Origin of the sequence: Sorangium sp. So ce119 (assembly GCF_051524405.1) — a bacterium.
Lineage (GTDB): Bacteria > Myxococcota_A > Polyangia > Polyangiales > Polyangiaceae > Sorangium > Sorangium cellulosum_G.
In genome coordinates, this window is the sequence record NZ_CP150310.1 from 3554125 (window position 1) to 3579089 (window position 24965).

The following is a 24965-nucleotide window of genomic DNA, read 5'->3' on the forward strand; positions in this document are numbered from 1 at the left end:
CGGCGGAGCGACGCGGACACACGGCGCCCGCTCCGAAGTACCATCGCAGGCCTGGTGACTTCCCCCTTCCTCGAGGCGCCCAGATCAGCCTGGATTGCGAGCAACGCGCTCGCCTTTGCCCTGCGCGACCGCTTCCCGGTCAGCCCTGGCCACGCGCTCGTCGTCCCGCGCCGCCTCGTCTCGACCTGGTTCGACGCCACCGCGGAGGAGCGCGCCGCGATCTTCGAGCTCGTCGACGCGGTGAAGCGTCAGCTCGACGCCGAGCTCCAGCCGGACGGATACAACATCGGCATCAACGCGGGCGAGGCCGCGGGGCAGACCGTGATGCACCTGCACGTCCACGTGATTCCCCGCTTCCGCGGCGACGTGGACGACCCGCGCGGCGGCGTGCGCCACGTGATCCCGGGCAAGGGGAACTACCTCGCAGGAAGACCCTCGCCGCTCGCGACGGGCGGCACCGAGGACCCGTTCCTGCGGCACATCGCGCCGATCTTCGCGCGCGCGACCGACGTGGCCATCCTCGCGGCCTTCGTCCAGGAGAGCGGCCTCGACGTCCTGGAGAGCCACGTCTTCGCCGCCCTCGCGCGCGGCGCCCGCGTCCGGCTCGTCACCGGCGATTACCTCCATATCACCCAGGCCGCGGCGCTCGTCGAGCTGCTCGACTGGGCCGGCGGCAACGCCGCGCTCGCGGACGCCGGAGGCGTCCGCGGCAGCTTCGAGGCGCGCGTGGTCGAGGTCGACGCGCTGCCCGGCAAGATCCGCTCGTTCCACCCCAAGTCGTGGCGCTTCGAGGGGCCGGGCTTCGGCGCCGCGTTCGTCGGATCGAGCAACATCTCGCGCGCGGCGCTCGGCAGCGGGATCGAGTGGAACCTGCGCGTCGACCGCCACCGAGACCCGGACGCCTACCGCGCCGCCGTCGACGCCTTCGAGCGCTGGTGGTCCCGGGCCCTGCCGCTCACGGCCGACTGGGTCGAGCGCTACGCCCGCCGCGCGCGCGAGGTCCCCGCGGACCTGCCGCCCGGCGAGGAGGACGCCGAGCCGATCGAGACGCCGCCGCCGCCGCACGCCATCCAGATCGAGGCGCTCGCCGCGCTCCGGCGGAGCCGCGCGGAAGAGGGGCGCCGCCGCGCGCTCGTGGTGCTCGCCACCGGGCTGGGGAAGACGTACCTCGCGGCGCTCGATGTCGCCGCCTGGGCCGAGCACCAGGGCCGCTCGCCGCGCGTGCTCGTGCTCGCCCACCGCGAGGAGCTGCTCTTCCAGGCCGCGAAGACGTTCCGCCGCCTCCTGCAGGGCCGCGCCGCGCGCTTCGGCTGGTGCGCCGGGAGCGCGGGCGAACTCGAGGGGGACGTGGTGTTCGCCTCGGTGCAGAAGCTGTCGCGTCCCGAGCACCTCGCGCGCCTCGCCCCCGGGAGCTTCGATTACGCGATCGTGGACGAGGTCCACCACGGGACCGCGCCGACCTACCGCGCCATCCTCGACCGCCTCGATCCCGGCTTCCTGCTCGGCCTGACGGCCACGCCCGAGCGCGCCGACGGCGCTGATGTCGCGGGGCTATTCGACGATCACATCGCCTACCGGGCGGACCTCGGTACCGGCATCGAGCGGAAGCTGCTCGTCCCGTTCGCGTACTTCGGCCTCCGGGACGAGACCGATTATCGGTCCGTCACCTTCAAGAACCGACGATTCGATCCGGAAGAGCTGGAGAAGGCGATCGACACCGATCGTCGCCTCGAGCAGATGTGGCGCGCGTGGCAGGAGCACCCGGGGACGCGCACGCTCGTGTTCTGCTGCTCGATCCGGCACGCCCACCACGCGTGCGACTTCTTTGCGCGGCGAGGCGTGCGCGTCGCCGCCGTCCATTCTGGTCCGGAGTCGGCGCCGCGCGAGGAGGCGCTGGCGGACTTCGTCGCTGGAAAGATCGACGCGCTGTGTGCTGTCGATCTCTTCAACGAGGGTATCGATCTTCCAGACGTCGATCGCGTGGTGATGCTCCGTCCCACCGAGTCGCCGGTCGTCTTTCTCCAGCAGCTCGGCCGCGGACTGCGCAGGTCGGACAGCAAGGCGCAGCTCACGGTGCTCGATTTCGTGGGCAATCACCGCGTGTTTCTCGACCGCGTGCGGACGCTCGTGTCGCTCGGCTCCGAGGCCTCCGACCTGCGCGATTTCCTCGGCGGCGTCCGCGCCGCGCGCCTGCCGCCGGGATGCACGGTGGACCTGGAACTCGAGGCCAAGGACCTCTTGCTCAGCCTGCTCCCGGCGCGCGGCAAGAGCGAGGTGGAGCGCGCGTACCGGGATCTCCGCGAGGCGCGCGGCGAGCGTCCGACCGCGGGCGAGCTCTACCGGATGGGCTACCGGCCCGCCGTCTTGCGGCCGGCCCACGACGGCTGGTTCGATTTCGTGGCGGCCGAGGGCGATCTGAGCCCGCGGGAGCTCCGGGTCCTCCGCGCCGCCGGCGCGTGGCTCCGGGAAATCGAGGTCACCGCGATGAGCAAGTGTTACAAGATGGTCACCCTCGAGGCGCTGCTCGAGGCCGGCGCGCTCTTCGACGGGATGCCGGTCGTCGAGCTCGCGCGCAGGAGCCACTCGATTCTCGCTCGCTCTCCGGAGCTCTTCCGCGACCTCGACGAGGTGACCGAGCTGGGCGCCAGCCGACCGTTCGACCCGGGACGATTCGTCGGCTACTGGACCGCCAACCCCATCGCGGCGTGGACGGGGGAGCGCCGCCGCCGCTGGTTCGCGCTCGACGGCGATCGCTTCGTCTCGAAGCTCTCGTGTCCTCCCGGCGACGAGGAGGCCTTCGCCGCGATGACCCGGGAGCTCGTCGACTACCGGCTCGCCATGTACCGCGCACGTCGCCGGGAGGACGTCTCCGGCGCGTCGTTCTCGACCAAGGTGACGTGGAACCAGCGCGACCCCATCCTCAAGCTGCCCTCGCGGAAAGCTCGCCCCGATCTGCCTTCGGGAGACACCGATGTCCGCCTTGCGGACGGCGAGGTGTGGCGCTTTCGCTTCATGAAGGAGTTCTGCAACGTCGCCCACCGCGTGGGCTCGCAGCGCAACGAGCTCCCGGATCTCCTGCGCGGCTGGTTTGGCCCCGCCGCCGGCCACCCCGGAACGGCGTTCCACGTCCGCTTCGCGCGTTCACCCGACGGCCTCTGGGCCGAGCCGGAGAGCCCTGAAGTAGCCTCCGGGGTGCCGCGCGGCCGGCTCGTCGCTTTCCCCGATCTGCGCGCGGCGGCCGGCGCCGCCGGCGCGCCGGCGGAGCTCTCGCCCGGGGCCGAGACCGTGATGTTACCCGTCGCGGCGCGCGGCGAGGGGCTCTTCGCCGTGCGCGCGGCGGGCGATTCCATGGATGGCGGGAGGCGTCCCGTCCGCGACGGAGACTGGCTGATCCTGCGGTTTGCGCGAGGCGCATCGGTCGAGGCGATCGACGGCAAGGTGGCGCTGGTGCAGATCCCCGATCGCGATCTCGGGTTTGCTTATCAGATCAAGCGGATCGCGCGCGACGGGTCGCGGTGGTGGCTCCGCTCGGACAATCCCGACGGGCCGTCGTTCGAGGCGACCGCCGAGACGGTGCCCATCGCGAGCCTGGTCGAGGTGATCCGCCCCGAGGACCTCGGCCCGCCCCTCGGCGAGCGCCTCGAGGACGACAGCGCTGCTGCCCGCGCGTTCGGTTTGGAGGAGTTCCCGCGGACCGGCCGAGTCGGCGGTCACCTCTTCTTCTGCCTGGAAGCTCCCGGGGCGCTCGTCGCGCCCGACCGCATTCGAGCGCCTGTCTCCTTGCAGGAGCGCCGCCCCGGAGAGACCGCCTTCGTCCTCGTGCGGCTGCCCGGGGAGTCCGCCTGGCGATACCTGGGGGTGGCCCGTTATCTCGAGGACGAGGGGCTCTGGGCCTGTCCGGGGATCGATCACGCAGCCTACCGCGCCCTGGGCTCGGGCCGCGGGGTGTCCCGAACGCCGCCTGCCGGGGCCCGCGAACGCGCTCGGGCGCTCGTCGAGGAGCTGCTCCGCCGGCCCGGCGCGGGCGCGATGGTGGAGCGGCACGGCAAGCGATGCCGGATCGTCGGTCGGACCGAAGCGGGTGGGCTGCGCATCGACGGTGGTCCGGGCGGCTTCGAGGAGCGGGCGGTGTCGCTGACCGATCTCGCCTGGGTGCTCGTCGCCCGCGATGATGTGAAGAAGAGCGGAGGCTTGCTGGACGAGCAACGGGTCAACCGTCTGCGCTATCTGGAAGGGACGCCGAGGGCGGCGACCCAATGGATCGATACGGGATGGGCGCTTGTGCTCGCGGCGGAAGCCGACGCGATGGGGGCGGCTTGATGGGTCGAGAGCGACCTGGCGGCGCTGCCGGTCTGGACAGGTCGTCCCCGGAGCGCCCGGCGTAGAGGCCACCCCTTCGGAGCGGCCTGCCCACCATCGGTGATACCCTGGGGTCTTCTTGAACTCTTCCGCGAGCGTCGAAGCGTGTAGCGTATCCGCCGCGAAGACGATGGTGGGACCATACTGGTCTTTCTTCTGGAGATAGCGCTCGACGTTCAACCGGTTGCGCCCTGCGTGCTTGGCGAGACTGTAGTGGCCATGGCTCGTCAAGGCGCGTCGAGGGACCGCGCCAGCAACTGCTCGATCTGTGCAGTTACGCACTATGTACCAGATTTCACACGGCGCGTGCTCCGAAGTACGCCTGGGTCGGCGCGTGGACCACCACCGGGATCCGGACCCCCTACCGGACCGTCGTCGACGCAGCGGGTCGAGGCGCGTCAGTCCTTGTCGTCGGACTGGGCGACATTGTCCGGCACGCCGAGGGCGACCGGGCCCATCCCTTTGCCCTTGAACCGGTTGTGCCAGAGGCTCTGACCGGTGAGCGAGAAGCATTCGATCTCGCCCTGCTTGCCGACGAAGAGCCGGTCTCCTTCCAGGAGGAGCGTGGCGCGACCCCCCACGGCGGTCTTTGCCTCCCAGAGCAGCTCGCCCGTCGGGTAACGCAGGCAGGCGATGCTGCTGAAGGTCGCCGAGTAGATCGCCGTGGGCGTGATCAGGAGCGCGGTGGACGAGTGTACCATCCCGTCCTGCTTGTGCTCCCAGAGCACGCGCCCGGTGGCCGGATCCACGCCGAAGATCTGATCCAGGAACGCCGCCACCAACACCGGCTTCGCCGTGGTCGTCCGGTACTCGCTCATTCGTCGCCTCCCTTCCTGAAGGAACGCAGCGTAGCATCAGCGCGGCGGCGGGCGGCAAGCTGTGAGCACGCGCGGCGGCGCGCCGGGACACGGCGCGCGAAGGCTCATGGAGGTACCCTGAGCTCCCTTCTCCCTCAGGTCCATGAACAACCCTCCTCCGCTGTCGCGCCTCAGGCCCTCTTGCGCGCGGGCGGGATCAGGTACCCGCAGCTCCGGCCGAACCACCGCAGCACGTCGAGCGACGACACGATGCCGACGACCTTGCCGTCGTCCGAGGTGACAGGCAGCCGGTGCACGCCCTCGTAGGCCATGAGCGACGCGGCCTGGCGGATGCTCGCGCTCTCGTGCAGCTGCACCACGACGGGCGTCATCACGTCGCGCGCGGTGGTCTTGACCGGCTCGTACACGTGAAAGCCCTGCTCGATGTCGAGCGGCGCGACGTCGTCCGGCCGCAGCATGAGCCGCTCCGACTCCTCCGTGTCGCCGCGCTCCTGCGCTGCCCGGAGCACGTCGGCCCGGGACACCATGCCGACCGGCTTGCCCTCCGCGTCGACGACCGGCATCCCGCTGATCCCGTGGCGCACGAGCGAGGTCGTGATCTCGTCGACGGTGACCTCCGGCCGGACGCAGATGACATTCCTGGTCATGATGTCGGCGAGCGGCGTCTCCGGATCCAGCGGCCCGCCCGCGCCGCGCAGCGGATCCTCGCGCTCCACGCCCCGGCTCGCCGGGCCGGTATGACAGACGACGGACGTCGTGCGCGCGGTCGCGTCGAAATGCAACGCGTGGAAGCGAGGGCACGACTCACACTCAGGCACGGTGGCCGAGCGCTCCTTCACAGGACAGTAGACGGTCGCCACGACCGACTCCTCGCCGTCCTCTCCGAGGATGCGCGCGCTGCGGATCGTGTGGTGCGGGATGGGGTGCTCTCCATGGATCGGTCCAGGGCTCGTCATCGTCGTCTCTCCGGTTGCCCCGGCGTCCTTCGCCCGAGGCCCGTCATGCGTTGAGCACCGACCGTGCCATGCGTCGCCGCGGCGTCGCCCGCTCCGGCGCGCGCGCGCCGGCCGGGAGCGATGCGACAACGCCGGTGCGCCACGTCTGCGCCCGCGCGCGCCGTTTGCGCTGCGACGAAGGAGATGCAGGCGCGCCCGCCTCGCGCGGAGCCCGCTCCCGGCGCCTGCGCCAGGGCCTCACGCCGGGCCGCGCGGGGCGCCCTGGCGGCGCCCCGTGAGCAACCCGCCCGCGGCGCCGCGCGAAGCGCCCGACTCCGGTTGCATGGCACGGGGCGTGCGAGCGCGTGCTGGGCAGGGCGGGTCCACCCGCCGGTGCGGCCTCGCGAGGAGGCTGAGGAGGCTGTCATGTCGAGCGCGAGCGCAGCGAGTCGGTTCATCATCGTCGTGGGGGTCGACTTCTCGGAGCTGAGCAACCGTGCGCTGGATCAGGCGCTCGAGTCCGCTTGTTGCCGCGAGGACGCCGAGGTGCACGCGGTCTACGTCGAGCCCGAGAGCTGGATCGGCGTCGGGATCGCGAGGGTGCCCGCCGCGGCCACCAGGCCCGACGTGGCGCTCCAGCAGCTCCAGCAGCGCGCGAGCGAGCGCGTGCGCGCCATGGGCGGCAAGCTCGACGGCAAGCGGCTGAAGCGCGTCGTCGTCCACTTCCGCCGGGGTGCCGCCGCCGAGAACATCGCCCAGCTCGCCGCCGACCTCGACGCCGACCTCGTCGTCGTCGGCTCGCACGGCCATCGCGGGCTCGAGCGGCTGCTCCTCGGCTCGGTCGCCGAGCGCGTCTCCAGGCTCGCTCGCTGCCCGGTGTGGATCATGCGGCCGAAGGAGCACGCGACCGCGGGCCGGGTCCCCGAGATCGAGCCGCCGTGCCCGGAGTGCGTGAAGCACCGGGAAGAGACCGGCGGCGCGGCGCTCTGGTGCGCGCGCCACTCGGAGCACCACGTGCGCCCGCACCGCTACTCCTACGCGACCAACGGGGTCTACGCGGCGTCGAGCGCGGCTTATCAGGCGACGCCCGAGTGATGAGATCGCGAGGCGAGCTCGACCGGACTGAGCACCTGCCGCGCAGCGCGCCTGGAGCTGAAACGGAAACGGAAACCGAAACAGCGCGCCAGGCGTCGGCCTGGCAGACAGGCCTGAAGCCTGAGCGCCGAGCGTCGCTGCTCCTGCGTGCTGTCTCGTAGCTCCTGGCTCCTGATATCCATTCCCGCGGATCTTCCCGCGGATCTTCCCGCGGATCTTCCCGCGGATCGCCCGGCTGATCACGAGCGCGCTGTCCTGCCGCGTATTGACGTAGGGGCACGCGCGAGGGATATACCGTGCCATGAAGCGGTCTTGCATCGTCCTGGCAGCCGGCGTGTTGTCCCTCTCCGCGTCCGCGATGGCGCAGCCGGTGAAGGTGTTCGTCCTCGCGGGACAGTCGAACATGGTCGGCTTCGGGGTGGGGGCCGATCTCCCGGTCGAGCTCCGGAGCCAGCCGGACATCTGGTACGACCACTTCAACCCCGACGCGCGCCAGGGAGGACCGTATGCCGCGGCGACGAGCACCGACTGGGGTCCACTCGAGCCGAAGGGCGAAGCCCGCCGCTACGGGCCCGAGATCACGTTCGGCCGCGCGATCGCCGCGGCGTACCCCGAGCACCGGATCGCGATCGTCAAGGTGTCGCAGGGGGGCACGAACCTCGTCGACCACTGGGGGCGAGGGCTCCCGCCCGACCCCGAGTCGCTCTACAAATCGCAGCTCTACCACGCGCTCCTCGGCAAGCTGGACTCGGCGACGTACGCCGACGATCGCGCGCTCGAGTACCCGGAGGAGGTGACGCGGCTCGACAACGCCCTGGCGCGGCTCGAGTCGGAGGGGCATGAGGTCGAGATCGCCGCGCTCGTCTGGATGCAGGGGGAGAACGAGGCGGGGTGGTCGGCCGCGTTCCGGTACGGCGACGCGCTGCGCGCCTTCATCGCGGCGGTCCGCGGGGACCTCGGCGTCCCCGATCTGCCCGTCGTGCTCGGCCGGGTCAGCGACAACCTCTACCCCGCGAACGGCGGGCCGATCGCCGTCGGCAGGGAGGCGAACATCGACGCCGTACGCGCCGCGCAGGTGACCGTGGCCGAGGAGGATCCCCGGGTCGCGTGGGTCGATACGGATGACTTCGCCCCGCGGTCGCCCGACGACACGTACCATTTCGATTCCGCCGCCTACCAGGTCCTCGGACAGCGCTTCGCCGATGCCTACATCGCGCTGGCCAGCGCGGAGGGCTCGTCGAGCGCGTCCTCGGCGACCGGCGCCGGGAGCGCGGGCGCGGCGGGAGGGGACGCCACGACCGGGTCGAGCGGGAGCGCGGGGGTCGGCTCCAGCGCGACCGGGGGCGGCTCCGGAGCGACCGGGAGCTCCTCGGCCGCCACGGGCGGCGCGGGGAGCGCGGGCGCGGACGGAGGGGGCGTCACGGTGGGATCGAGCGGAGCCACCGCGACCACGGGCACGGGCAGCGCCGGGAGCGCGGCCGGATCGAGCGGGGCCGCGCCGGTGGGCGCGGGCTCAAGCGACGGGTGCGGCTGCGGGATGGCCGGCGGCGGGGGCCCCGGAGCGACGGCGGCGGCGGTCGGGCTGGCCGCGCTCGCGGGCCTGCGTCGCCGCCGCCCTCGCGGGCGGCAGGCCGGATGACGCGTCACGGGGATGACGCACGGGAGATGAGGCACGGGAGACGGCGCCGCAGAGGTCCTCGTGACGCCGCACGAGCCTCTGCGGGCGCTCATCGTCGCTGGCTCACTCCGGCCAGCAGCTACCGAGGTCGCACATGTAGCCTTCGCGGCAGTCGCTCGACGTGGTGCACGTGGTGAAGCAGAAGGCGTCGCCCTCCGCGGTCGCCACCTCGCACACGGAGCCGTCGGCGCAGTCGTTGACCGTCGGATCACAACCGCTCGTGCAGTAGCCGCCGGGCCAGTCGCTGAGAGCCTCGCTGATGCAGAAGAGGCCGGCGCAATCGGTGTCGGCGGTGCACGCTTCACCGTTGGCGCCCTCGCCGGGCGGCGGGCCGCAGCGGCCCGAGACCGTATTGCAGGTGGCGCCCTCCAGCGTGCACTGCGCATCGCTGGTGCAGGCCGGCCAGCAGGTGTTGTCCTCCAGGCACGTGTAGCCGTCGCGGCAGTCGCTCGACGTGGTGCACTCGATCAAGCAGAGGCCGATGGGGTCGCAGATACCGCCGTTGCAGTCGCTGTCCGCCGTGCATTCGCCCGTGCAGAAGCCGCCGGGCCAGCCGAAGTCGATCTCGGTGGCGCAGGTGGCGCTGGCGCACTCGCTGTCCGACGAGCAAGACGCGCCGTCGGCGCTCCCGTCCGACGGCGCGTCGCAGAAGCCTGACACCTCGTTGCAGACGCCCACCTCCGCGCACTGCGCGTCGCTGGTGCAGTCCGGCTGACAGAACCCGTTGAAGCACCCATAGGCGTCGCGGCAATCGCTCGATTCCGTGCACGCGGACAGACAGAAGCCGACGCCGTCCGGCGTGAACCCGCAGGAGCCGCCGCCGGCACAGTCGCTGTCCGCCGCGCATTCGCCCGTGCAGTAGCCGGCAGGCCAGCCGTAGATCTCCTGGATGCAGACCGCGCCCTCGCACGCGGCATCCGCCGAGCAGGAAGCGCCGTCGGCGCCGAGCTCGCCGCCGCCCCCGCCGCCGTCGCCGCCGGTGCCCGTGGTGGCGGTGGTGGTGGCGGTGGTGGAGGTGACGCTGCCGCCGCCGTCGCCGCCGTCGCCGCCGGTGCCCGTGGTGGCGGTGGTGGTGGAGGTGACGCTGCCGCCGCCGTCGCCGCCGGTGCCCGTGGTGGCGGTGGTGGTGGAGGTGACGCTGCCGCCACCGTCGCCGCCGGTGCCCGTGGTGGCGGAGGTCGTGCTGGCCGTTGTGCCGCCGCCGTCGCCGCCGGTACCCGTGGTGGCGGAGGTCGTGCTGGCCGTTGTGCCGCCGCCGTCGCCGCCGGTGCCCGTGGTGGCGGCGGTGGTGGTGCCGCCGCCGTCGCCGCCGGTGCCCGTGGTGGCGGCGGTGGTGGTGCCGCCGCCGTCGCCGCCGGTGCCCGTGGTGGCGCCGCCCTCACCGCCAGCGCCGCCGGTGCCCGTGGTGGCGCCGCCCTCACCGCCCTCGCCGCCGCCCGTGGTGGCGCCGCCCTCACCGCCCTCGCCGCCGCCCGTCGTGCCGCCGCCGTCGCCGCCGGTACCGGTCGTGGTGCTCGTCGTCGTGGTGCCGCCGCCCGCGCCGCCTCCTCCGGTCCCGGGGGGGGTCGTCACGTCGTCATCGCCGCACGCCGCGGTCGTCAACAGACTCAGCGCAAAGAGGTATACCAAAGATCGCATCTTCATCCGCAGCTCTCCAGCCGATGAGGGTCAAGTGACGCAGCGCCGTCGCTCGGAGGTGTCCAGCGCCGCCGCGTGGTCCACGCGCGCGCACATCTTCTGCCGAAACCGCACCGAAGCCAACGCTTCTTTATGCCCTCTCGGCTCTTTTGCGCAGGGAGCGACCGCGCATTCCGCGCCCGACCGCCAGCGCTCGCCCTTTCGCGGGCAACGAGAACGCAAACCGCAGCTTTCCGACGGTCGCCGGCGCATTGCCGCGCTCGCTCCAGGTGTCGCGCTCTCTCCGCGATAACGGATGACTCATTGCGGGTCGCAAGGTCCTTTTCTCCGCCCATCACACGAGTCCGCTTGAATCCCGCGCGCTCCTCCCGAGCGCGCGCCTCTCCCCGTTTCCAGATCGTTTCCACGGCACCGCACCGGCCCCCCCGAGCGCCCCCGCGCCGCGCCCGGCGCACGAGCGTGCCTCTCTCGTGCGGGCCTCGCGCAGCCTCGATCGCGGGCCACACACACACTTGCCCGCGCCACCCGCCAGCGCGCTGTCGCTGCGCTGAATACCCTCCTGCGCTCACCTGGCCCGACCCGGGCGGCGACGCACTTCGCGGCTGTCGGACGAAGGCAGCTTGGATGATTGACCGGTCTCTCGGCGGACTGGTATAGGTAGCTGTTTTCTTTTGACCGAATTTTACAGCCACAGTCGAGGCGAGAGACGGTCGAGCGCGGTGTGCGCAGGTGGAGGGTACCTGGGGCTTTCGGCGCCAGCGACGCCGCTTGCCCCTGCCAGCCTCGCGGCGGCGCGCTGCGCCTCGGCGCGACCCTCTCTCGCTTCGGCCAGAGGATGAGGAGACCACGATGCGTGTCAGACACGTGATGGCCACAGCAGCTCTCGCCGGTTGGTTCGCGGCCTGCGCCAGCTCGAAGGGGGGTGAGCCCGTGGAGCCGGTGTACGCGACGGTCTGCGAGGCGCGCTGTGCCTGCGAGGACTGCTCCGGGGACAAGGATGGCCTGTGCGAGGCCGAGCAGGAGGCCCTCGCGGAGAGGGCCGAGCAGCGCTGCCAGGACGAGCACACGGCGTACATCGGGTGCGTCCGCCTGGAGGGCCGGTGCGAGGACGGTCATCACGTGGCCGAGGTGTGCGACGAGGCGGAGGCGGCCCTCCTGGGCTGCCTCGATCCGGACGATGAAGAACGCTGTTCCACCGCGGGCGACGGCACCTGCGATGAGCCGGAGGGCACCGGCGGCTGTCCGGCCGGGACCGACCCCGACGACTGCCGCTCTTTCTGCCCGTACACCGGCAACGGCGTCTGCGACGAGCCCGGGAACACCGGCCTCTGCCCGGCCGGCACCGACGTCGAGGACTGCGAGCTCCCGCGGTGCGATCACGTGATGGACGGGACCTGCGATGAGCCCGAGGGCACGAGTCGCTGCCCGGAGGGGACGGACGTCGACGACTGCGCGGCGCCGACCTGCGCCGACACGAACGACGGCGCCTGCGACGAGCCCGAGGGCACCGGTCAGTGCGCGGAGGGGACGGACGTCGACGACTGCGCGGTGGCGCCGTGCCTCACCACGAACGACGGCGAGTGCGACGAGCCCGAGGGCAACGGGAGCTGCGCCGACGGCACCGACGTCAACGACTGCAACGACCTCGGCACCTGCGACAACCTCCGCTCCTGCGGCAACGAGACGTCCGGGTGCGTCGCGTGCGCGAACGAGGGGAGCTGCGCCGACGAGCTCGCGGCGTGCGTCAGCGACGACGAGTGCATCTACTTCAGGCAGTGCGCCGTGACCTGCGCGAAGGGCGATGCGGCCTGCCTGAGCGCGTGCGAGAGCCAGCGCCCCGCCGGAGCTGCCCTGTACCGGCTCTACGACAGGTGCGTCCACTGCAGCGAGTGCCGTATCTCGTGCAACAAGAGCGGCATCTTCGGGTGCTGATCCTCGGCGGCGCCCGGCGCTCCTCGCCTGCAGGCGCGCGGGGCCAGGGGCGCGGGTGCGCGCCGGCGGGCCCGTTCTGGTAGCATCGCGCCGCTTGCCGGAGCTCCCTCTCTCCCCAGCCGATCTCCACGCCGTCCTCGAGCCGCTCCACAGCGCCCGCCCGCTGCCCGCGCGCGCCTACTGGGACGAGGACGTCTTCGCCTTCGAGCAGGCCGAGATCTTCGGGCGCTCGTGGCTCTGCGTCGGGCGGGAGGACGAGATCGCCCGGCCCGGAGAGTGGCTGCTCGCGCCGCTGACGCCGGCGGGGGTGCTCGTCGTCCGCGGCGCCGATCTGGAGATCCGCGCGTTCCACAACGTCTGCCGCCACCGCGCGGCGACGCTGCTGGAGGGCGCGTGCGGCCGGGTCGATCGCGTCGCGTGCCCTTATCACGGCTGGACCTACGAGCTCTCCGGCGCCCTGCGCGCCGCGCCGCACGCGCCCCCCGGCTTCGACCGCGGCGCGCACGGGCTGCTCGGCGCGCGGGCGGGCGCCCTCTTCGGCTTCCTGTTCGTGACGCTCGACCCGGACGCGCCGGCGCTCGAGCGCGCGCTCGGCGAGGCGCCGCCGTGGCTCGCGCGCCCCGAGCTGCGCTCGCTCCGGCGGGGCCGGCGGGTGGAGTACGAGGTCGCCGCGAACTGGAAGCTCTGCGTCGAGAACTTCCAGGAGTCCCACCACTTCCCGCGCGTGCACCCCGGGCTGGAGCGGCTCACCCCGTGCGACGACGCGGTCTCGTGGGGCAGGGGCGGCCCGTGGCTCGGCGGGATCATGGACCTCGCGCCCGGCGCCGATACGGTGTCGACCACCGCGGCGCGCGGCGCGCGGCCGCTCGTCGTCGCCGAGGCGGAGCGGCGGCGCGTGCGCGACGCGATGCTCTTCCCGGGCCTGCTCACGAGCCTCCAGCCCGATTACCTGCTCACCTACCGGCTCACCCCGCGCGCGCCGGACCGGACCCTCGTGGTCGCCGATACGCACTTCCACCCGGCGGCGTTCTCCCCCGGCTTCGATCCGGGCGACGTGTTCACGTTCTGGGACACCGTGAACCGCGAAGACCGCGCGATCTGCGAGCGCCAGCAGCGCGGGGTGCGCGCGCCGGGGTACGCCCCGTCGGCGTACGCCACGGTGGAGGACGGCGTGCACGCCTTCGACGGCATGGTCGCGCGCAGGTACCTCTCGGCCCTCGGCGCGAGGACGGCATGACCAAGCTCTGCGGCCTGTGGGGCCGGCCCTACATCGACCTCTCGCCGCTGATCGACACGTCCTGCTTCGCGGAGCTCGATCGCGAGATCGTGCTCGGGCTCTGCCGCGTCGAGCCCTCGTACACCGGCGGCAGCCTGAAATGGATGGGCGTCGTCGCGCCCTGGGTGCAGGAGGACCCGTACGTGGACTACGGGCACGTGATCGGCGGCTTCTCGCGCGAGGAGTTCCGCGAGTTCGTCGCGCTCGCCGACGACCCGTCGGCCTTCGATCTCGACCGGCAGCGTGAGTACACGTTCGGTGACGAGACCGAACACCCGCTGACGCGGGCGCAGATGCTGTACCTCAAGTACCGTTACGGCGTCTATTTCCCGTGGAAGGTCTGTTATCACCTCCTCGAGAACGACCGCTGGGAAGACAAGCACTCGGGCGCTGGCAAGGACTTCTCCGAGGAGGCGAGGGCGGTGTTTCCCCGCACGGTGGCGTTCATCCGGAGCTTGCCTTTCGTCGAGATCGGGCGGTGTGTCCTCTTCGGTCTGGAGGCGAACGACCACGCGCCCGCGCACCGCGACGCCGAGCCGGGGAGCGCGCTCGGGGCGGCGCAGTCGATCTCGTTCGCGCCGCGCGGCGGCAAGCGGTTCTATCTCTGCGACAGGGAGGGGGAGGAGCGCACGATCGTGCGCGCGCCCATCTACTGGTTCAACGACATGGACTACCACGGCGTGGAGCCGGACCCGTTCTTCCGGTACTCGATCCGCGTGGACGGCGTGTTCGAGCCCGAGTTCGTGAGGCGGCTCCAGCGGCTCCACCGGCGGTAGGGGGAGCACCCGACCGGGAGCACCCGACCCGGGTTGAGTCGGGTAGAGCCGACCCGGGTTGAGTAGAGCCGACCCGGGTTGAGTAGAGCCGACCCGGGTTGAGTAGAGCCGACCCGGGTTGGGTCGCCGGGTAGAGCAGTAGAGCCGACCCGGGTTGGGTCGCCGGGTAGAGCAGTAGAGCCGACCCGGGTTGGGTCGGCTGGGACGCAGCGCCTACGTCGTAAGGACGACGTCGTTCACGCTGGCGCTGTGAAATGTGCACATCCACCATGTTCCGGCCGGGAATACAGCGGTGCGTACACCGGCGCGCCATCGCTCGAGCGCGGCGCGGTACGACGTACGAAATGTCCGCACAGCGGCAGCAGCGATTCGCCACGCGCGACCCTGCTGACGGCCAACCGCGAACGTCGGATTGCGATCGCGCAGCGCTTCGGAGCTCGTCGCTCGCTCGTAGGGGGAAATCGCGCTGACTCGTTTGACGCCCACGAAGCGGAGCCCTTGACGTCGTGCCTCCGCATGGATCTGCGCTTCGAGTCGTCCGAGCTCGGCCGCCACTTCACAGCGAAAACTCTCCGCGCCGGCCTGTTCATAGACCGGCGGCAGCGCGAGCGAGAGTGTCACGCTCTTCGGCCACTGGGGATTGTCCGGGTCGAGATACGCCGAGGGCCGCGCCGCGTGCAGCACGCCGCGACCGAGCTCGCCCACATCGACCTTGGCGCCGGGCCACTCTGAGGCATGTGGGACGAGGCCAGCGGCCACCGGGTTCGCCAGGACGTAGGCGGTCTTCTCGACCACCGCCGCGCGCGTGAGGAGCCGCACGACGCTCGTGGCTTCATGATCCCATACCGGGCCCTCCCACTTGCGGAGCACCTTTGTGCCCAGCGCTACGATGCGGTGGAAGAATTGCAAGAATCGCGGCAAGACGCCCTTCGTGTCGGTTACGACGAGGTGCAGATGCGATGACATCGCGCAGAGCGCATGCACTTCGATGCTGTATCGACGAGCGGAGACGGCGAGGGCGTAGACGAGGAGCTGGGTGATGGTGGCGTCGGGGCGGAAGAGGAGGTGCCGGCGCAGGACGCGACGGGTAATCATATAGGTGGCGCCGGGGATGACCTCGCGAGGCTGGCTCATGGCCAGCATGCATCAACAAACTCTATGCCGGCGGCGTTGCTCGATGATTTTGACGATTCGTTTCGTGCCGGGGGTGGCGGCCGCCACCTTGCCCGTCAGGTCCGCCACCCCAAGCAGCGCGCCACCACTGCCGCGCGCTACCACTTCCGGCCGCCTCAACCTGAGTGGCGGCCGCCTCAACCTGCGGCCGCCTCAACCTGGGTGGGGTCGGCTCAACCTGGGTGGGGTCGACCGGGTGGGGTCGACCCCTCAACCTGGGTGGGGTCGGCTCAACCTGGGTGGGGTCGACCACAGCGCAGCGAGCACAACCTGGGTGGGGTCGGCTCAACCTGGGCGGGGTCGACCACAGCGCAGCGAGCACGGCCATGCCGGCGCGCCCCGCGATCGACGTCGCCGGTCGCATCGTGCTTGCCGCCGCATGTGCCCGCCTTCAGAAGGAATGGCCCTGCCGCGAGGCCCGTCGAATGACCCACGAGATGTGCATCACCCCCTCCGACACCAAGGCCCCCACCGAGCCGGAGCTCGCCCTGCGCGCGAGCGAGGACCGCTTCGCCTCGTTCTACGCCGGCTGCCCCGTCGCGCTCTTCACGACCACGCCCGAGGGCCGCTTCATCGACGCGAACCGCGCGTTCGCGCGCCTCCTCGGCTACGCGGACCAGACGCTGTTCCTCGACCTGCCCGTCCCGAGCTTCTACGCCGACCCGCGCCGGCGGCAGGAGATCATGGGCATCCTCGACCGCGACGGCGCCGTCCACGGCCACGAGGTCGAGTTCGTGCGCCTCGACGGCACGCGCGTTTGGGTCAGCATCAGCGCGCGCGCCATCCGCGACGCGACCGGGCGCGTCGCGCGCTACGAGGGCGCGCTGGAGGACGTGACGCCGCGCCGGACGGCGCAGGACATGCTGCGCCTCAGCGACCAGCGCTTCCACCTGCTCTCCAAGGCCACGAACGACACCCTCTGGGACTGGGACTTCACCACCGGCGCGATCTGGTGGAACGAGAACTTCGAGCGAACGTTCGGCTACCCGCTCGACCAGATCGAGCCGGGCGTCGAGAGCTGGACGCGCCGCATTCACCCGGACGACGTCGAGCGCGTCTCCCGCAGCATCCACGACACCATCGACGGCGTCGCGACGACGTGGAGCGACGAATACCGCTTCCGCCGCGCCGACGGCGAGTACGCGTACATCTACGATCGCGGCCTCGTGCTGCGCGACGCGGGCGGGAAGGCCGTCCGCATGCTCGGCTCGATGATGGACGCCTCCCTGCAGCGCCGGCAGCAGATCCTCCTGGCGTGGCAGCGCAAGGTGCTCGAGAAGATCGCCCTTCACGAGAGCCTCGAGGACACGCTCGACGCGCTGTGCCGCGACGCCGAGGAGCACTCGGCGGGCCGCCGCTTCAGCGTCCTGCTCGCGAGCGACGACGGTCGCCTCCTGCTCCACGGCGCGGCGCCGAGCCTGCCGGAGACCTACAACAAGGCCGTGCACGGGCTGGTCATCGGCCCGAGCGCCGGATCGTGCGGCACCGCCGCCCATCGCCGCGCGCCGGTCGTCGTGGAGGACATCGCGACCGACCCGCTCTGGGCCGACTTCCGCCACCTCGCCTTGCCGCTCGGGCTCCGCGCCTGCTGGTCCACGCCGATCGTCTCCTCCAGGGGCGAGGTGCTCGGCACCTGGGCCGTGTACAGGTCGACCCCCGGCGCGCCGACGGCCGCCGACGAGGAGGTCGTCCGCGTCGCGACGCGCCTCGCCGCCCTCGCCATCGAGCGCGCCCGCGCGGAGCGCGCGCTCCAGGAGAAGGAGGAGCGCCTCCGCGCGGCGCTCGACGCCTCGGCGACCGGCACGTTCCGCTGGGACCCGGCCACCAGCGCGCTCGACTGGGACGAGAACCTCGATCGGCTCTTCGGCCTGCCGCCGGGCAAGACCGCGCGCCACATCGACCAGTTCACGAGCCTCGTCCACCCCGACGACCGGGAGCGCGTCCTCGCCGCGCTCGAGCGCTGCGTGCGCGAGGGCGCCGACTTCGACCTGGAGTTCCGCGTGGTGTGGCCCGACGGCAGCGTCCACTGGCTCCTCGATCGCGGCCGCATGCTCCGCGACGCCGAGGGCGGGCTGCGCTACATGACCGGCGCGTGCACCGACGTCACGGTGCGCATGAACGCGGAGGTCGCGCTCCGCCAGCGCGCGGACGAGCTCGCGAGGCTCACGGAGGCGCTGCAGCGCACGAACCGCGAGCTCGATCAGTTCGCCTACATCACGTCGCACGACCTCAAGGCGCCGCTGCGCGGCATCGCGAACCTGTCGCAGTGGATCGAGGACGACGTGGGCGAGCACCTCACCGACGAGTCGAGGCGGAACCTGGAGCTCCTGCGCAACCGCGTGCAGCGCATGGACGCTCTCATCGACGCCATCCTCGCGTACTCACGCATCGGGCGCGTCCGGGTGCCCACCGAGGTCGTCGCGGTGGGGCCGCTCATCGAGGAGGTCGCGGACCTCCTCTCGCCGCCGGAGGGCTTCCGCGTCGAGGTCGACGGTCCGCTGCCCACCATCGTGACGGAGCGGGCGCTGCTCCAGCAGGTCTTCATGAACCTCCTCGGCAACGCCATCAATCACCACCACGACAAGCCCAGCGGCCGCGTCGTCGTCTCCTGCGCGGACGCCGGCTCGCGCTGGCGCTTCACGGTGGCGGACAACGGACCCGGCATCGCGCCGCGCTACCACGAGAAGGTGTTCGTCATCTTCCAGACGCTGGAGGCGCGGAGCGTATCGGGCGGCACCGGGATCGGGCTCGCGCTCGTGAAGAAGATCGTGGAGAGCAGCGGCGGCGCTGTCGCGCTCGACTCCGACGTCGGGCGCGGCGCGACCTTCACGTTCACCTGGCCCAAGGCATAGGCGCGGCGCTGCCGGGCGGTCCGTCAGGGCGCGGCCGCCGCCGGCTCGGCGGGCGGGGTCGCGGCCGGCGGAGCCGCGGCGGTCGCCGGCTCGGCGGGCGGGGTGGCGTCGGGTGGGGGCGCGAGGAGCGCCGGCGCAGGGGCTCCGCTCACCACGAGGTGGATGAACTGCAGCTTCGCCACGGCGACGCGCGGGAGCACGAACGGGTAGAAGTCGTGCTGGCCCATGCTGCGCGACATCTCGTTGAGCACGGCGGTCAGCTCCACCCACGCGTTGACGAAGCCGAGGAAGCTCTTGCCGCCCGGGTCGTCCGGTCGCCAGAGCGCGTCGGTGCCCCAGGGCTCGACGTCGAGCTCCACCTCGTCGGCGTCGATGCCGAAGCTGAGCGCGGTGTCCACGGTGTCGACCATGTGGAGGTAGTGGGCCCAGGTCTCGGCCCAGTCCTCCCACGGGTGCATGCTCGCGTAGGCGCTGACGAAGCGCTGCGGCCAGTCGGCGGGCGGGCCCTGCTCGTAATTGGCCTTCAGCGCGGCGGCGTAGTCCTGCTGCTCGTCGCCGAACAGCGCCCGGAACGACGCCAGCCAGCCGGTGTCGCGCACCAGCCGGTCCCAGTAGTAATGGCCGACCTCGTGCCGGAAGTGCCCGAGCAGCGTGCGGTAGGGCTCGCGCATCGCCGCGCGGATGCGCTCGCGCGTGGCGTCGTCGGCCTCCTCGATGTTCAAGGTGATCACGCCGTCGGCGTGGCCTGTCATCACCCGCGGGCCGTCGGGCGGCGAGGCGAGGAAGTCGAAGCAGAGGCCGCGCTCCGGGTCCTCGCTGACCTTGGATTTCACCGGCAGGCTCAGCGCCAGGAGCTGGGACACCAGCCGCCGCTTGGCCGTCTCGATGCGGCGCCACAGCGCCTGGTGCTCGGCGTTGCCGGCGTCCGGGATGGTGCGGTTGAGCCGGCACGCCGCGCAGAACGCGGGCGCGTCGTCCGCCTCGATCGGGACCAGCCAGTTGCAGCCCGACGCCGAGTCGAAGTTGCCGCAGCGCCTGTAGAGCCGCGGCGGGTCCGACGTGTCGTCCCAGAGCTGCCAGGTGCCCTCGGCCGGACCGGGCTTCAGCGGCAGCACCTTGGCGCGCTCGGTCTCGTAGCCGAGCGACGTCTTGCAGGCCAGGCACTGGCTGTTGCGGAAGAACACCGGCCTGTCGCACTGGCAGCGGTAGGCGCGCGGGGCGGTGGGTTGTTTGACCGGTTTCCACGCGCTGCTCAGGCGCGCGCTCAGCGTGTCGAATCGGGTGGGCATGGTGGTGGGGAGATCTCGATAGGGGCGGGCGTGGCCACCCGCTGCTCGCATGTTCGCAAGCGATGTGCCAGGCATGCCAGGCGGTGCTCGCGTCTCTGAATGGATTCATGCCTCGCGGCCGGTCTCCGCGGGACGGGCGTCCAGCCCGGAGCTCGACGCGCGGGCCCCGGCGCGGCGGCTCGCGCGGACGTCGCGGAGTGTCTCAGTGTGGCGAAAACGCCGTCCGTTCGCACAGGCGGCCGGGCAGGTCGCGCGCGACGGGCCGAGTCCGACGAACGATAGCGCGCCTAGAGGCCGCGAATCCAGGCGCGCAGCGCCGCGAGGCCTGCCTCGTCGACCACCTCGGTCCCGAGGGGCGGCATCGAAGGCCAGTCGGGATCGCGCCGCCGGGCGCGCTCCACCACGTCGCTCTCCTCGGGATCGCCCGGGTCGATCACGCTGCCCACGGCGGTGCGGTACGTGGCCGTCGCCTCGACGGAGGCGAGGTCGCCGACCCGGAGCGTGAGGTCGAAGCTGCGATACGGGTCGTAGCAGCGCGCGCCGTCGCTCTCCGGGCGGCGCTTGTTGTGGCAGTGGCTGCAGTTCGCGTGCAGCCACCCGAGGGCGGCGCGCGCCACGGCGTCGCCGGGCAGCTCGACGGGCGTGGGCGGAGGTTCCGAGAGCATCCCGCGGGCGACGACCTCGTCGAGGTCGACCTCGCCAGGGCTCGCGGCGAGCTGGATCGCGGAGAACCCGAGCACGCGGCCCTCCGTCCCGCCGTGGCAGCCCATGCACTCGGCCGCCGCGGGCACGTCGTGCGGTGTCCCGCGCGCGTCCACGGCGCCTCCGGGCGTCGCGAGCGCGTCGGTGCCGTCCGCGTTCCAGACGTAGGCGAGCGCGGCCCAGTCCTCCGGGGCGGAGCCCACCCTGGCGAGCACGCGGGTCTCGACGAGCACGCCGTCCCTGCGGAACTCCTTCCAGAGATGGGTCCCCTCGGGGAACTGCCATGCGTCCTGGTCGGCGGTGTCGATCTGCGCGCCGGGCGGCAGCCGGATGAACCGGCGCTTCTCCGCGCCGTCGCTCCAGAGCTCGAATCCGGGCTCGTAGGCCACCGCGTCGCTGGCCACCGTGCCCGCGGCGATGTCGGCGTACAGGCCGGTCTGCGACAGCGCGGCTGGCAACGCCGACTGGCGCGCAGGATCGGGCGCGTCGCAATGGCGGAAATCCTCGCAGCCGGCGGCGGCGAGGCCGGCGGCGGCGATGAAGAGAAGGGTGGCTCGAGGGGGAACTGGGCCTCTCTCTCGGTCGGGCATGGCCGTATCTAGGCAGGCGCGATGTGCCATCTCCAGTGATGGTTCGTGATAGATGTCATCATCGTGGTGAATCTATCGGCCATCGACCTCAACCTGCTCCACGTCCTCGCGGTCACGCTCGAGGAGCGCAGCGCGACGCGCGCGGCGCGGCGGCTCGGCGTCACGCAGTCGGCGGTCTCGAACGCGCTCGCGAGGGCGCGCGAGCTCCTCGGCGATCCGCTGCTCGTCCGCGACGGCCGCGGCATGGCGCCGACGCCGGCGGCCGAGGAGTTGCTGCCGGAGCTCGCCGCGGCGATGGGGCAGCTACGGGCGGTGATCGAGCACCGGAGGGCGTTCGATCCGCGCACGTCGACGCGGGAGCTGACGCTGGCCTGCGCGGACAACTCGCAGATCGCGGACGTGCCGCCCGTCGCGGCGGCGCTCGCGCGGGAGATGCCGCTCGCGCGGCTCCGCGTGGTGAGCGTCGATTACCTGGTGGCGGCGGGGGGCATGTCCGCGGGCGGGATCGACGTGGCGATCGGGCTGCGGAAGCGCGACCCTGGGCTGCGCGTCGCGCCGCTCTACCGGGACCCGACGGTCGGGGTCGTCCGCCACGATCACCCGATCGTGCGCCAGCGTCTGACGCGGGGCTCCTTCCCGCGGCTCGGCTTCATCGACGTGCACATCCCGCTCGGCCGTCCGGGCCGAGGTCACGCCATGGTCGAGCAGGCCCTCCGCGCGCAGGGCCTGGTCCGCCGGATTGCCCTGGTGGTTCCCGGGTTCGCGGCCGCGGCGATGGCGGCGGCGGGCAGCGACCTGGTGGCGTTCATGCCTCGCCGCGTCGCCGTGGCGCTCGGGTCGCACCTCGCGGTCCGGATCGTGGAGCTGCCCGTGGAGGACCTCGGGCACGACATGTGGCTCGCATGGCATGAGCGGACCCACAAGGACCCGGCGGCGGCGTGCCTGCGGAGGGTGATCCAGGAGACGCTGCGGGGGGTGGATGCGCCTTCGTCGGGGGCGGTGGTTCGCCCCGACCCAGGTTGAGGTGGTTCATCCGCCTGGACTGCTATTTGTTGCTCTCATGGCAACCGACCCAGGTTGCGGCAACCCGACCGAGGTTGAGGCGGCAACCCGACCCAGGTTGAGGTGGTTGTGAGGTGGTTTACGTGGTTCATCTACTTGGGCTGCCATTTATCGCTCTCACGGCAACCGACCCAGGTTGAGGTCGCCACGTTACGACCCCAGCCGCTCCATCGCGTCGATCGCCGCGCGTCGGAGAGCCTCTCCCTGGTAAACGACCGCCCCCGCGTGCCCGGTGTCGAGCCACCGCAGCTCGCTCGCCCGCCAGAGCGCGTGGAGCTCCTCGACCTGCTCGGCGAACACGTACCCGTCGTGGCGCCCGCCCACGATGACCGCCGCGTCGAGCCGCCGCGGCGCCGGGTGACGGTCGAGATCCGCCGCGCCGAACAGCGCCCCCAGCCGCGCCCGCGCCGCCGCCGCCCCGCCCAGCGCCTCGAACTCGATGCTGATCGACAGCATCCCCTCGGTGAACACCGGCACGACGCTGCGCCCCGCCCCGATCACCGCCACCGCGAGCGGCCGCGCCGTCACCGCCGCCGCGAGCGCAGCGGACGCCCCGCCCATGCTGAAGCCGACGACCCCGATGCGCTCGTACCCCTCGCGGGCGAGGTGCTCCACGAGCGCCCGCGTCTCCTCCACCGTCGCCAGGTTCATCAGCAGATGCTCCGCCACCGTGCGGATCGCCGTGGCGCGCTGCCCCGCCGGCCGCCGCAGCCCGTACAGCGCGTTCTCCAGCAGGATCACCTCGATCCCTTCGCGCGCGGCGAGCGGCCGCCACAGCCGCGTCCGGCTCGCGAAGCCCTCCTCTCCGGACGCCGCCAGCGCCACGTAGACCGGCCTCCGGCGCCCCCGCTCGGGCGCCGCCGGCGCGATGCGCCGCACGAACGCCGTGCTCGCGCAGGGCGGCAGCCCGGGGCACGCGGCCGCGAACCAGCCGTCGGTCACCTCGACCGGCCCCTCTCGCCGCGCCCGCCCCCAGGTGACCTCCGCCGCGCGCGGCGCCTCCGCGAACCGCGCGACCGTCGGCACCCGCTCGAGCACCCCCTCGTCCCCCCAGCCGCCCGCGAACAGCCGGCGGCGGCGCGTCAGGACGGCGGCCGCGTGATCCAGCCAGTGAACGGAGCGCATTCGCAGCACGTCCCTCACTCCGCCTCGTCCAGCACCACGCCCCGGGTGTTGAAGCGCAGCACCTCTTTCCCGTCCTGGTTCCAGCAGCCGCCGCTCATCGCGAGGCGCACGCGCCCCGCCTCCGGCACGACCTCGGTGATGGTCGCCTCGCAGCGGATCGTGTCCCCGGTGAAGACCGGCCGCAGGAACTCGAACGTCATCTCCCGCGCGAGATAGTCGATCTCGCCGCCGAGCCGGGTCGGGATCGTCGCCGTGAGCAGGCCGTGCACGACGCGCCTGCCGTGCGCGTCCGGCCGGGCGTGATGGCGCCCGGCGTCGCCGGAGATACGCAGGAACTCGAGGACGTCCTCCTCTGTGAAACAACGCTCGCACACCGACACATCGCCCACCTGAAAGGGACGCCCACGCTTCATGCTGCCATTCTCCTGTCCTCGACCCACGCCGCGCGGACATAAACGATGGCCGCGAGCTGCGCCAGCATCATCGACAGCACCAGCACGCAGTCCTGCCGCGACAGATCCATTGCGGGCAATCCTTGTTTCATCCGTGCGCCTCTTGCGCGGGCAGGGACATGACCGCTCGAGCTCATGACTCGATGGCTCGCGCGAGCGCCGCCGCGCTTCGTCGGCTATCTTCCGCGGGCCGATGAACGCCAATGTCCTCGCGTGCGCTCTCGCGGTCACCCTCCTCGCTGCGTGCTCCAGGACGCCGTCGGAGGCGGCGTCGACGGACGCAGGCGCGGCCGCGAGGAGCGGCGCGCGCCTCCGCATCGCCGTCGTGCCGAAGGGGACGACGCACGAGTTCTGGAAGAGCGTGCACGCGGGCGCGGTGAAGGCCTCCCGCGAGCTCGACGTCGACGTCGTGTGGAAGGGGCCGCTCAGGGAGGACGACCTCAAGGCCCAGATCGACGTCGTCGCGAGCTTCGTCGCGCAGGGCGTGTCCGGCATCGTGCTCGCGCCGCTCAACGACGCGGCGCTGAAGGCGCCGGTGCGCGCGGCGGCGCAGGCGAAGATCCCCGTCGTCGTGTTCGACTCCGATCTTGCCGGCGACGAGCACGTGAGCTTCGTCGCGACCGACAATCACGCGGCCGGCAAGCTCGCCGGAGAGCACCTCGGCAAGGCGATCGGTGACAAGGGCAGGGTCGTCATGCTCCGCTACCAGGAGGGCTCGGCGAGCACGCAGCGCCGTGAGCAGGGCTTCCTCGACGCGGTGCGCGCCCTGCCCGGCGTCACGATCGCGAGCGAGAACCAGTACGGCGGCGCCACCACGGAGACGGCGTTCAAGCGGAGCGAGAGCCTGCTGCTCGCGCTCAACGCGGCGGAGGGGGCGATCGACGGGGTGTTCACCCCGAACGAGTCGACGACCTTCGGGATGCTGCAGGCGCTCCGCAAGACGAACGTCGCGAGGAAGGTGAAGTTCGTCGGCTTCGACACGTCGGAGAAGCTCCTCGGCGCGCTGCGCGACGGCGACATCGAGGCGCTCGTCGTGCAACACCCGTTCAACATGGGGTACGTCGCGGTCAAGACGATGGTGACGCACCTCCGCGGCGAACCGGTCGAGAAGCGCATCGACACGGGCTCGCGCGTCGTCACGCGACAGGACCTCGACGACCCGGCGGTGAAGGAGATCGTGAGCCCCGATCTCGCCAGGTGGCTCGGGGAGTGA

The 24965-nt window shown here is 72.0% G+C and carries 17 protein-coding genes; 9 read left to right on the top strand and 8 right to left on the bottom strand.

Features of this window, described 5'->3' with window-relative positions; all coding sequences use genetic code 11:
• Positions 1 to 54: 54 nt before the first annotated feature.
• Positions 55 to 4320, top strand: a complete 4266-nt coding sequence (locus WME76_RS13280) for a DEAD/DEAH box helicase family protein (RefSeq protein ID WP_437960496.1) — start codon at positions 55 to 57, stop codon at positions 4318 to 4320.
• A 437-nt stretch (positions 4321 to 4757) separates the two neighbouring features.
• Here WME76_RS13280 and WME76_RS13285 read toward each other — a convergent pair whose 3' ends face one another.
• Together WME76_RS13285 and WME76_RS13290 are read right to left on the bottom strand one after the other, a co-directional pair.
• Complete coding sequence (locus WME76_RS13285) at positions 4758 to 5177, bottom strand: outer membrane protein assembly factor BamB family protein (protein WP_437960497.1); 420 nt, start codon at positions 5175 to 5177, stop codon at positions 4758 to 4760.
• A 170-nt stretch (positions 5178 to 5347) separates the two neighbouring features.
• Positions 5348 to 6133: a CBS domain-containing protein gene (locus WME76_RS13290; protein ID WP_437960498.1), complete on the bottom strand. Its 786-nt coding sequence runs from the start codon at positions 6131 to 6133 to the stop codon at positions 5348 to 5350.
• A gap of 405 nt (positions 6134 to 6538) precedes the next feature.
• On the opposite strand from WME76_RS13290, the gene WME76_RS13295 reads away from it, so the two are divergent.
• Complete coding sequence (locus WME76_RS13295) at positions 6539 to 7207, top strand: universal stress protein (RefSeq protein ID WP_437291133.1); 669 nt, start codon at positions 6539 to 6541, stop codon at positions 7205 to 7207.
• A 301-nt stretch (positions 7208 to 7508) separates the two neighbouring features.
• A complete protein-coding gene (locus tag WME76_RS13300; protein ID WP_437960499.1) occupies positions 7509 to 8846 on the top strand; it encodes a sialate O-acetylesterase in 1338 nt (445 codons plus the stop codon).
• Between the two features lie 102 nt (positions 8847 to 8948).
• On the opposite strand, the gene WME76_RS13305 is transcribed toward WME76_RS13300, so the two are convergent.
• Complete coding sequence (locus WME76_RS13305) at positions 8949 to 10523, bottom strand: hypothetical protein (protein WP_437960500.1); 1575 nt, start codon at positions 10521 to 10523, stop codon at positions 8949 to 8951.
• 849 nt (positions 10524 to 11372) lie between these two features.
• On the opposite strand from WME76_RS13305, the gene WME76_RS13310 reads away from it, so the two are divergent.
• The 3 genes from WME76_RS13310 (at position 11373) to WME76_RS13320 (ending at position 14507) form a co-directional block, all read left to right on the top strand.
• Positions 11373 to 12455: a latent transforming growth factor beta-binding protein gene (locus WME76_RS13310; RefSeq protein ID WP_437960501.1), complete on the top strand. Its 1083-nt coding sequence runs from the start codon at positions 11373 to 11375 to the stop codon at positions 12453 to 12455.
• 94 nt (positions 12456 to 12549) lie between these two features.
• On the top strand, positions 12550 to 13692 hold the full coding sequence (locus WME76_RS13315; RefSeq protein WP_437960502.1) for an aromatic ring-hydroxylating oxygenase subunit alpha: 1143 nt from the start codon (positions 12550 to 12552) through the stop codon (positions 13690 to 13692).
• Positions 13689 to 14507: a hypothetical protein gene (locus WME76_RS13320; RefSeq protein ID WP_437960503.1), complete on the top strand. Its 819-nt coding sequence runs from the start codon at positions 13689 to 13691 to the stop codon at positions 14505 to 14507. The genes WME76_RS13315 and WME76_RS13320 overlap by 4 nt, the downstream gene beginning before the upstream one ends.
• Before the next feature lie 213 nt (positions 14508 to 14720).
• Here WME76_RS13320 and WME76_RS13325 read toward each other — a convergent pair whose 3' ends face one another.
• The gene (locus tag WME76_RS13325; RefSeq protein ID WP_437962109.1) at positions 14721 to 15641 is read right to left on the bottom strand and encodes a transposase; all 921 of its coding nucleotides are present in this window, start codon (positions 15639 to 15641) and stop codon (positions 14721 to 14723) included.
• A 464-nt stretch (positions 15642 to 16105) separates the two neighbouring features.
• Here WME76_RS13325 and WME76_RS13330 point away from each other — a divergent pair, with 464 nt between their 5' ends.
• A complete protein-coding gene (locus tag WME76_RS13330) occupies positions 16106 to 18532 on the top strand; it encodes a PAS domain-containing protein (RefSeq protein WP_437960504.1) in 2427 nt (808 codons plus the stop codon).
• Between the two features lie 23 nt (positions 18533 to 18555).
• On the opposite strand, the gene WME76_RS13335 is transcribed toward WME76_RS13330, so the two are convergent.
• Positions 18556 to 19821 carry a zinc-binding metallopeptidase family protein gene (locus tag WME76_RS13335; protein WP_437960505.1) on the bottom strand — a complete coding sequence of 422 codons (1266 nt, stop codon included), beginning with the start codon at positions 19819 to 19821 and terminating at the stop codon, positions 18556 to 18558.
• 287 nt (positions 19822 to 20108) lie between these two features.
• Positions 20109 to 21113 carry a hypothetical protein gene (locus tag WME76_RS13340; protein WP_437960506.1) on the bottom strand — a complete coding sequence of 335 codons (1005 nt, stop codon included), beginning with the start codon at positions 21111 to 21113 and terminating at the stop codon, positions 20109 to 20111.
• Between the two features lie 45 nt (positions 21114 to 21158).
• Here WME76_RS13340 and WME76_RS13345 point away from each other — a divergent pair, with 45 nt between their 5' ends.
• Complete coding sequence (locus WME76_RS13345) at positions 21159 to 22136, top strand: LysR family transcriptional regulator (RefSeq protein ID WP_437960507.1); 978 nt, start codon at positions 21159 to 21161, stop codon at positions 22134 to 22136.
• Between the two features lie 189 nt (positions 22137 to 22325).
• Here WME76_RS13345 and WME76_RS13350 read toward each other — a convergent pair whose 3' ends face one another.
• Complete coding sequence (locus WME76_RS13350; protein ID WP_437960508.1) at positions 22326 to 23300, bottom strand: alpha/beta hydrolase family protein; 975 nt, start codon at positions 23298 to 23300, stop codon at positions 22326 to 22328.
• Positions 23301 to 23314: 14 nt separating this feature from the next.
• Positions 23315 to 23713, bottom strand: a complete 399-nt coding sequence (locus tag WME76_RS13355) for a hotdog domain-containing protein (RefSeq protein ID WP_437960509.1) — start codon at positions 23711 to 23713, stop codon at positions 23315 to 23317.
• Positions 23714 to 23945: 232 nt separating this feature from the next.
• On the opposite strand from WME76_RS13355, the gene WME76_RS13360 reads away from it, so the two are divergent.
• The gene (locus WME76_RS13360) at positions 23946 to 24965 is read left to right on the top strand and encodes an ABC transporter substrate-binding protein (protein WP_437960510.1); all 1020 of its coding nucleotides are present in this window, start codon (positions 23946 to 23948) and stop codon (positions 24963 to 24965) included.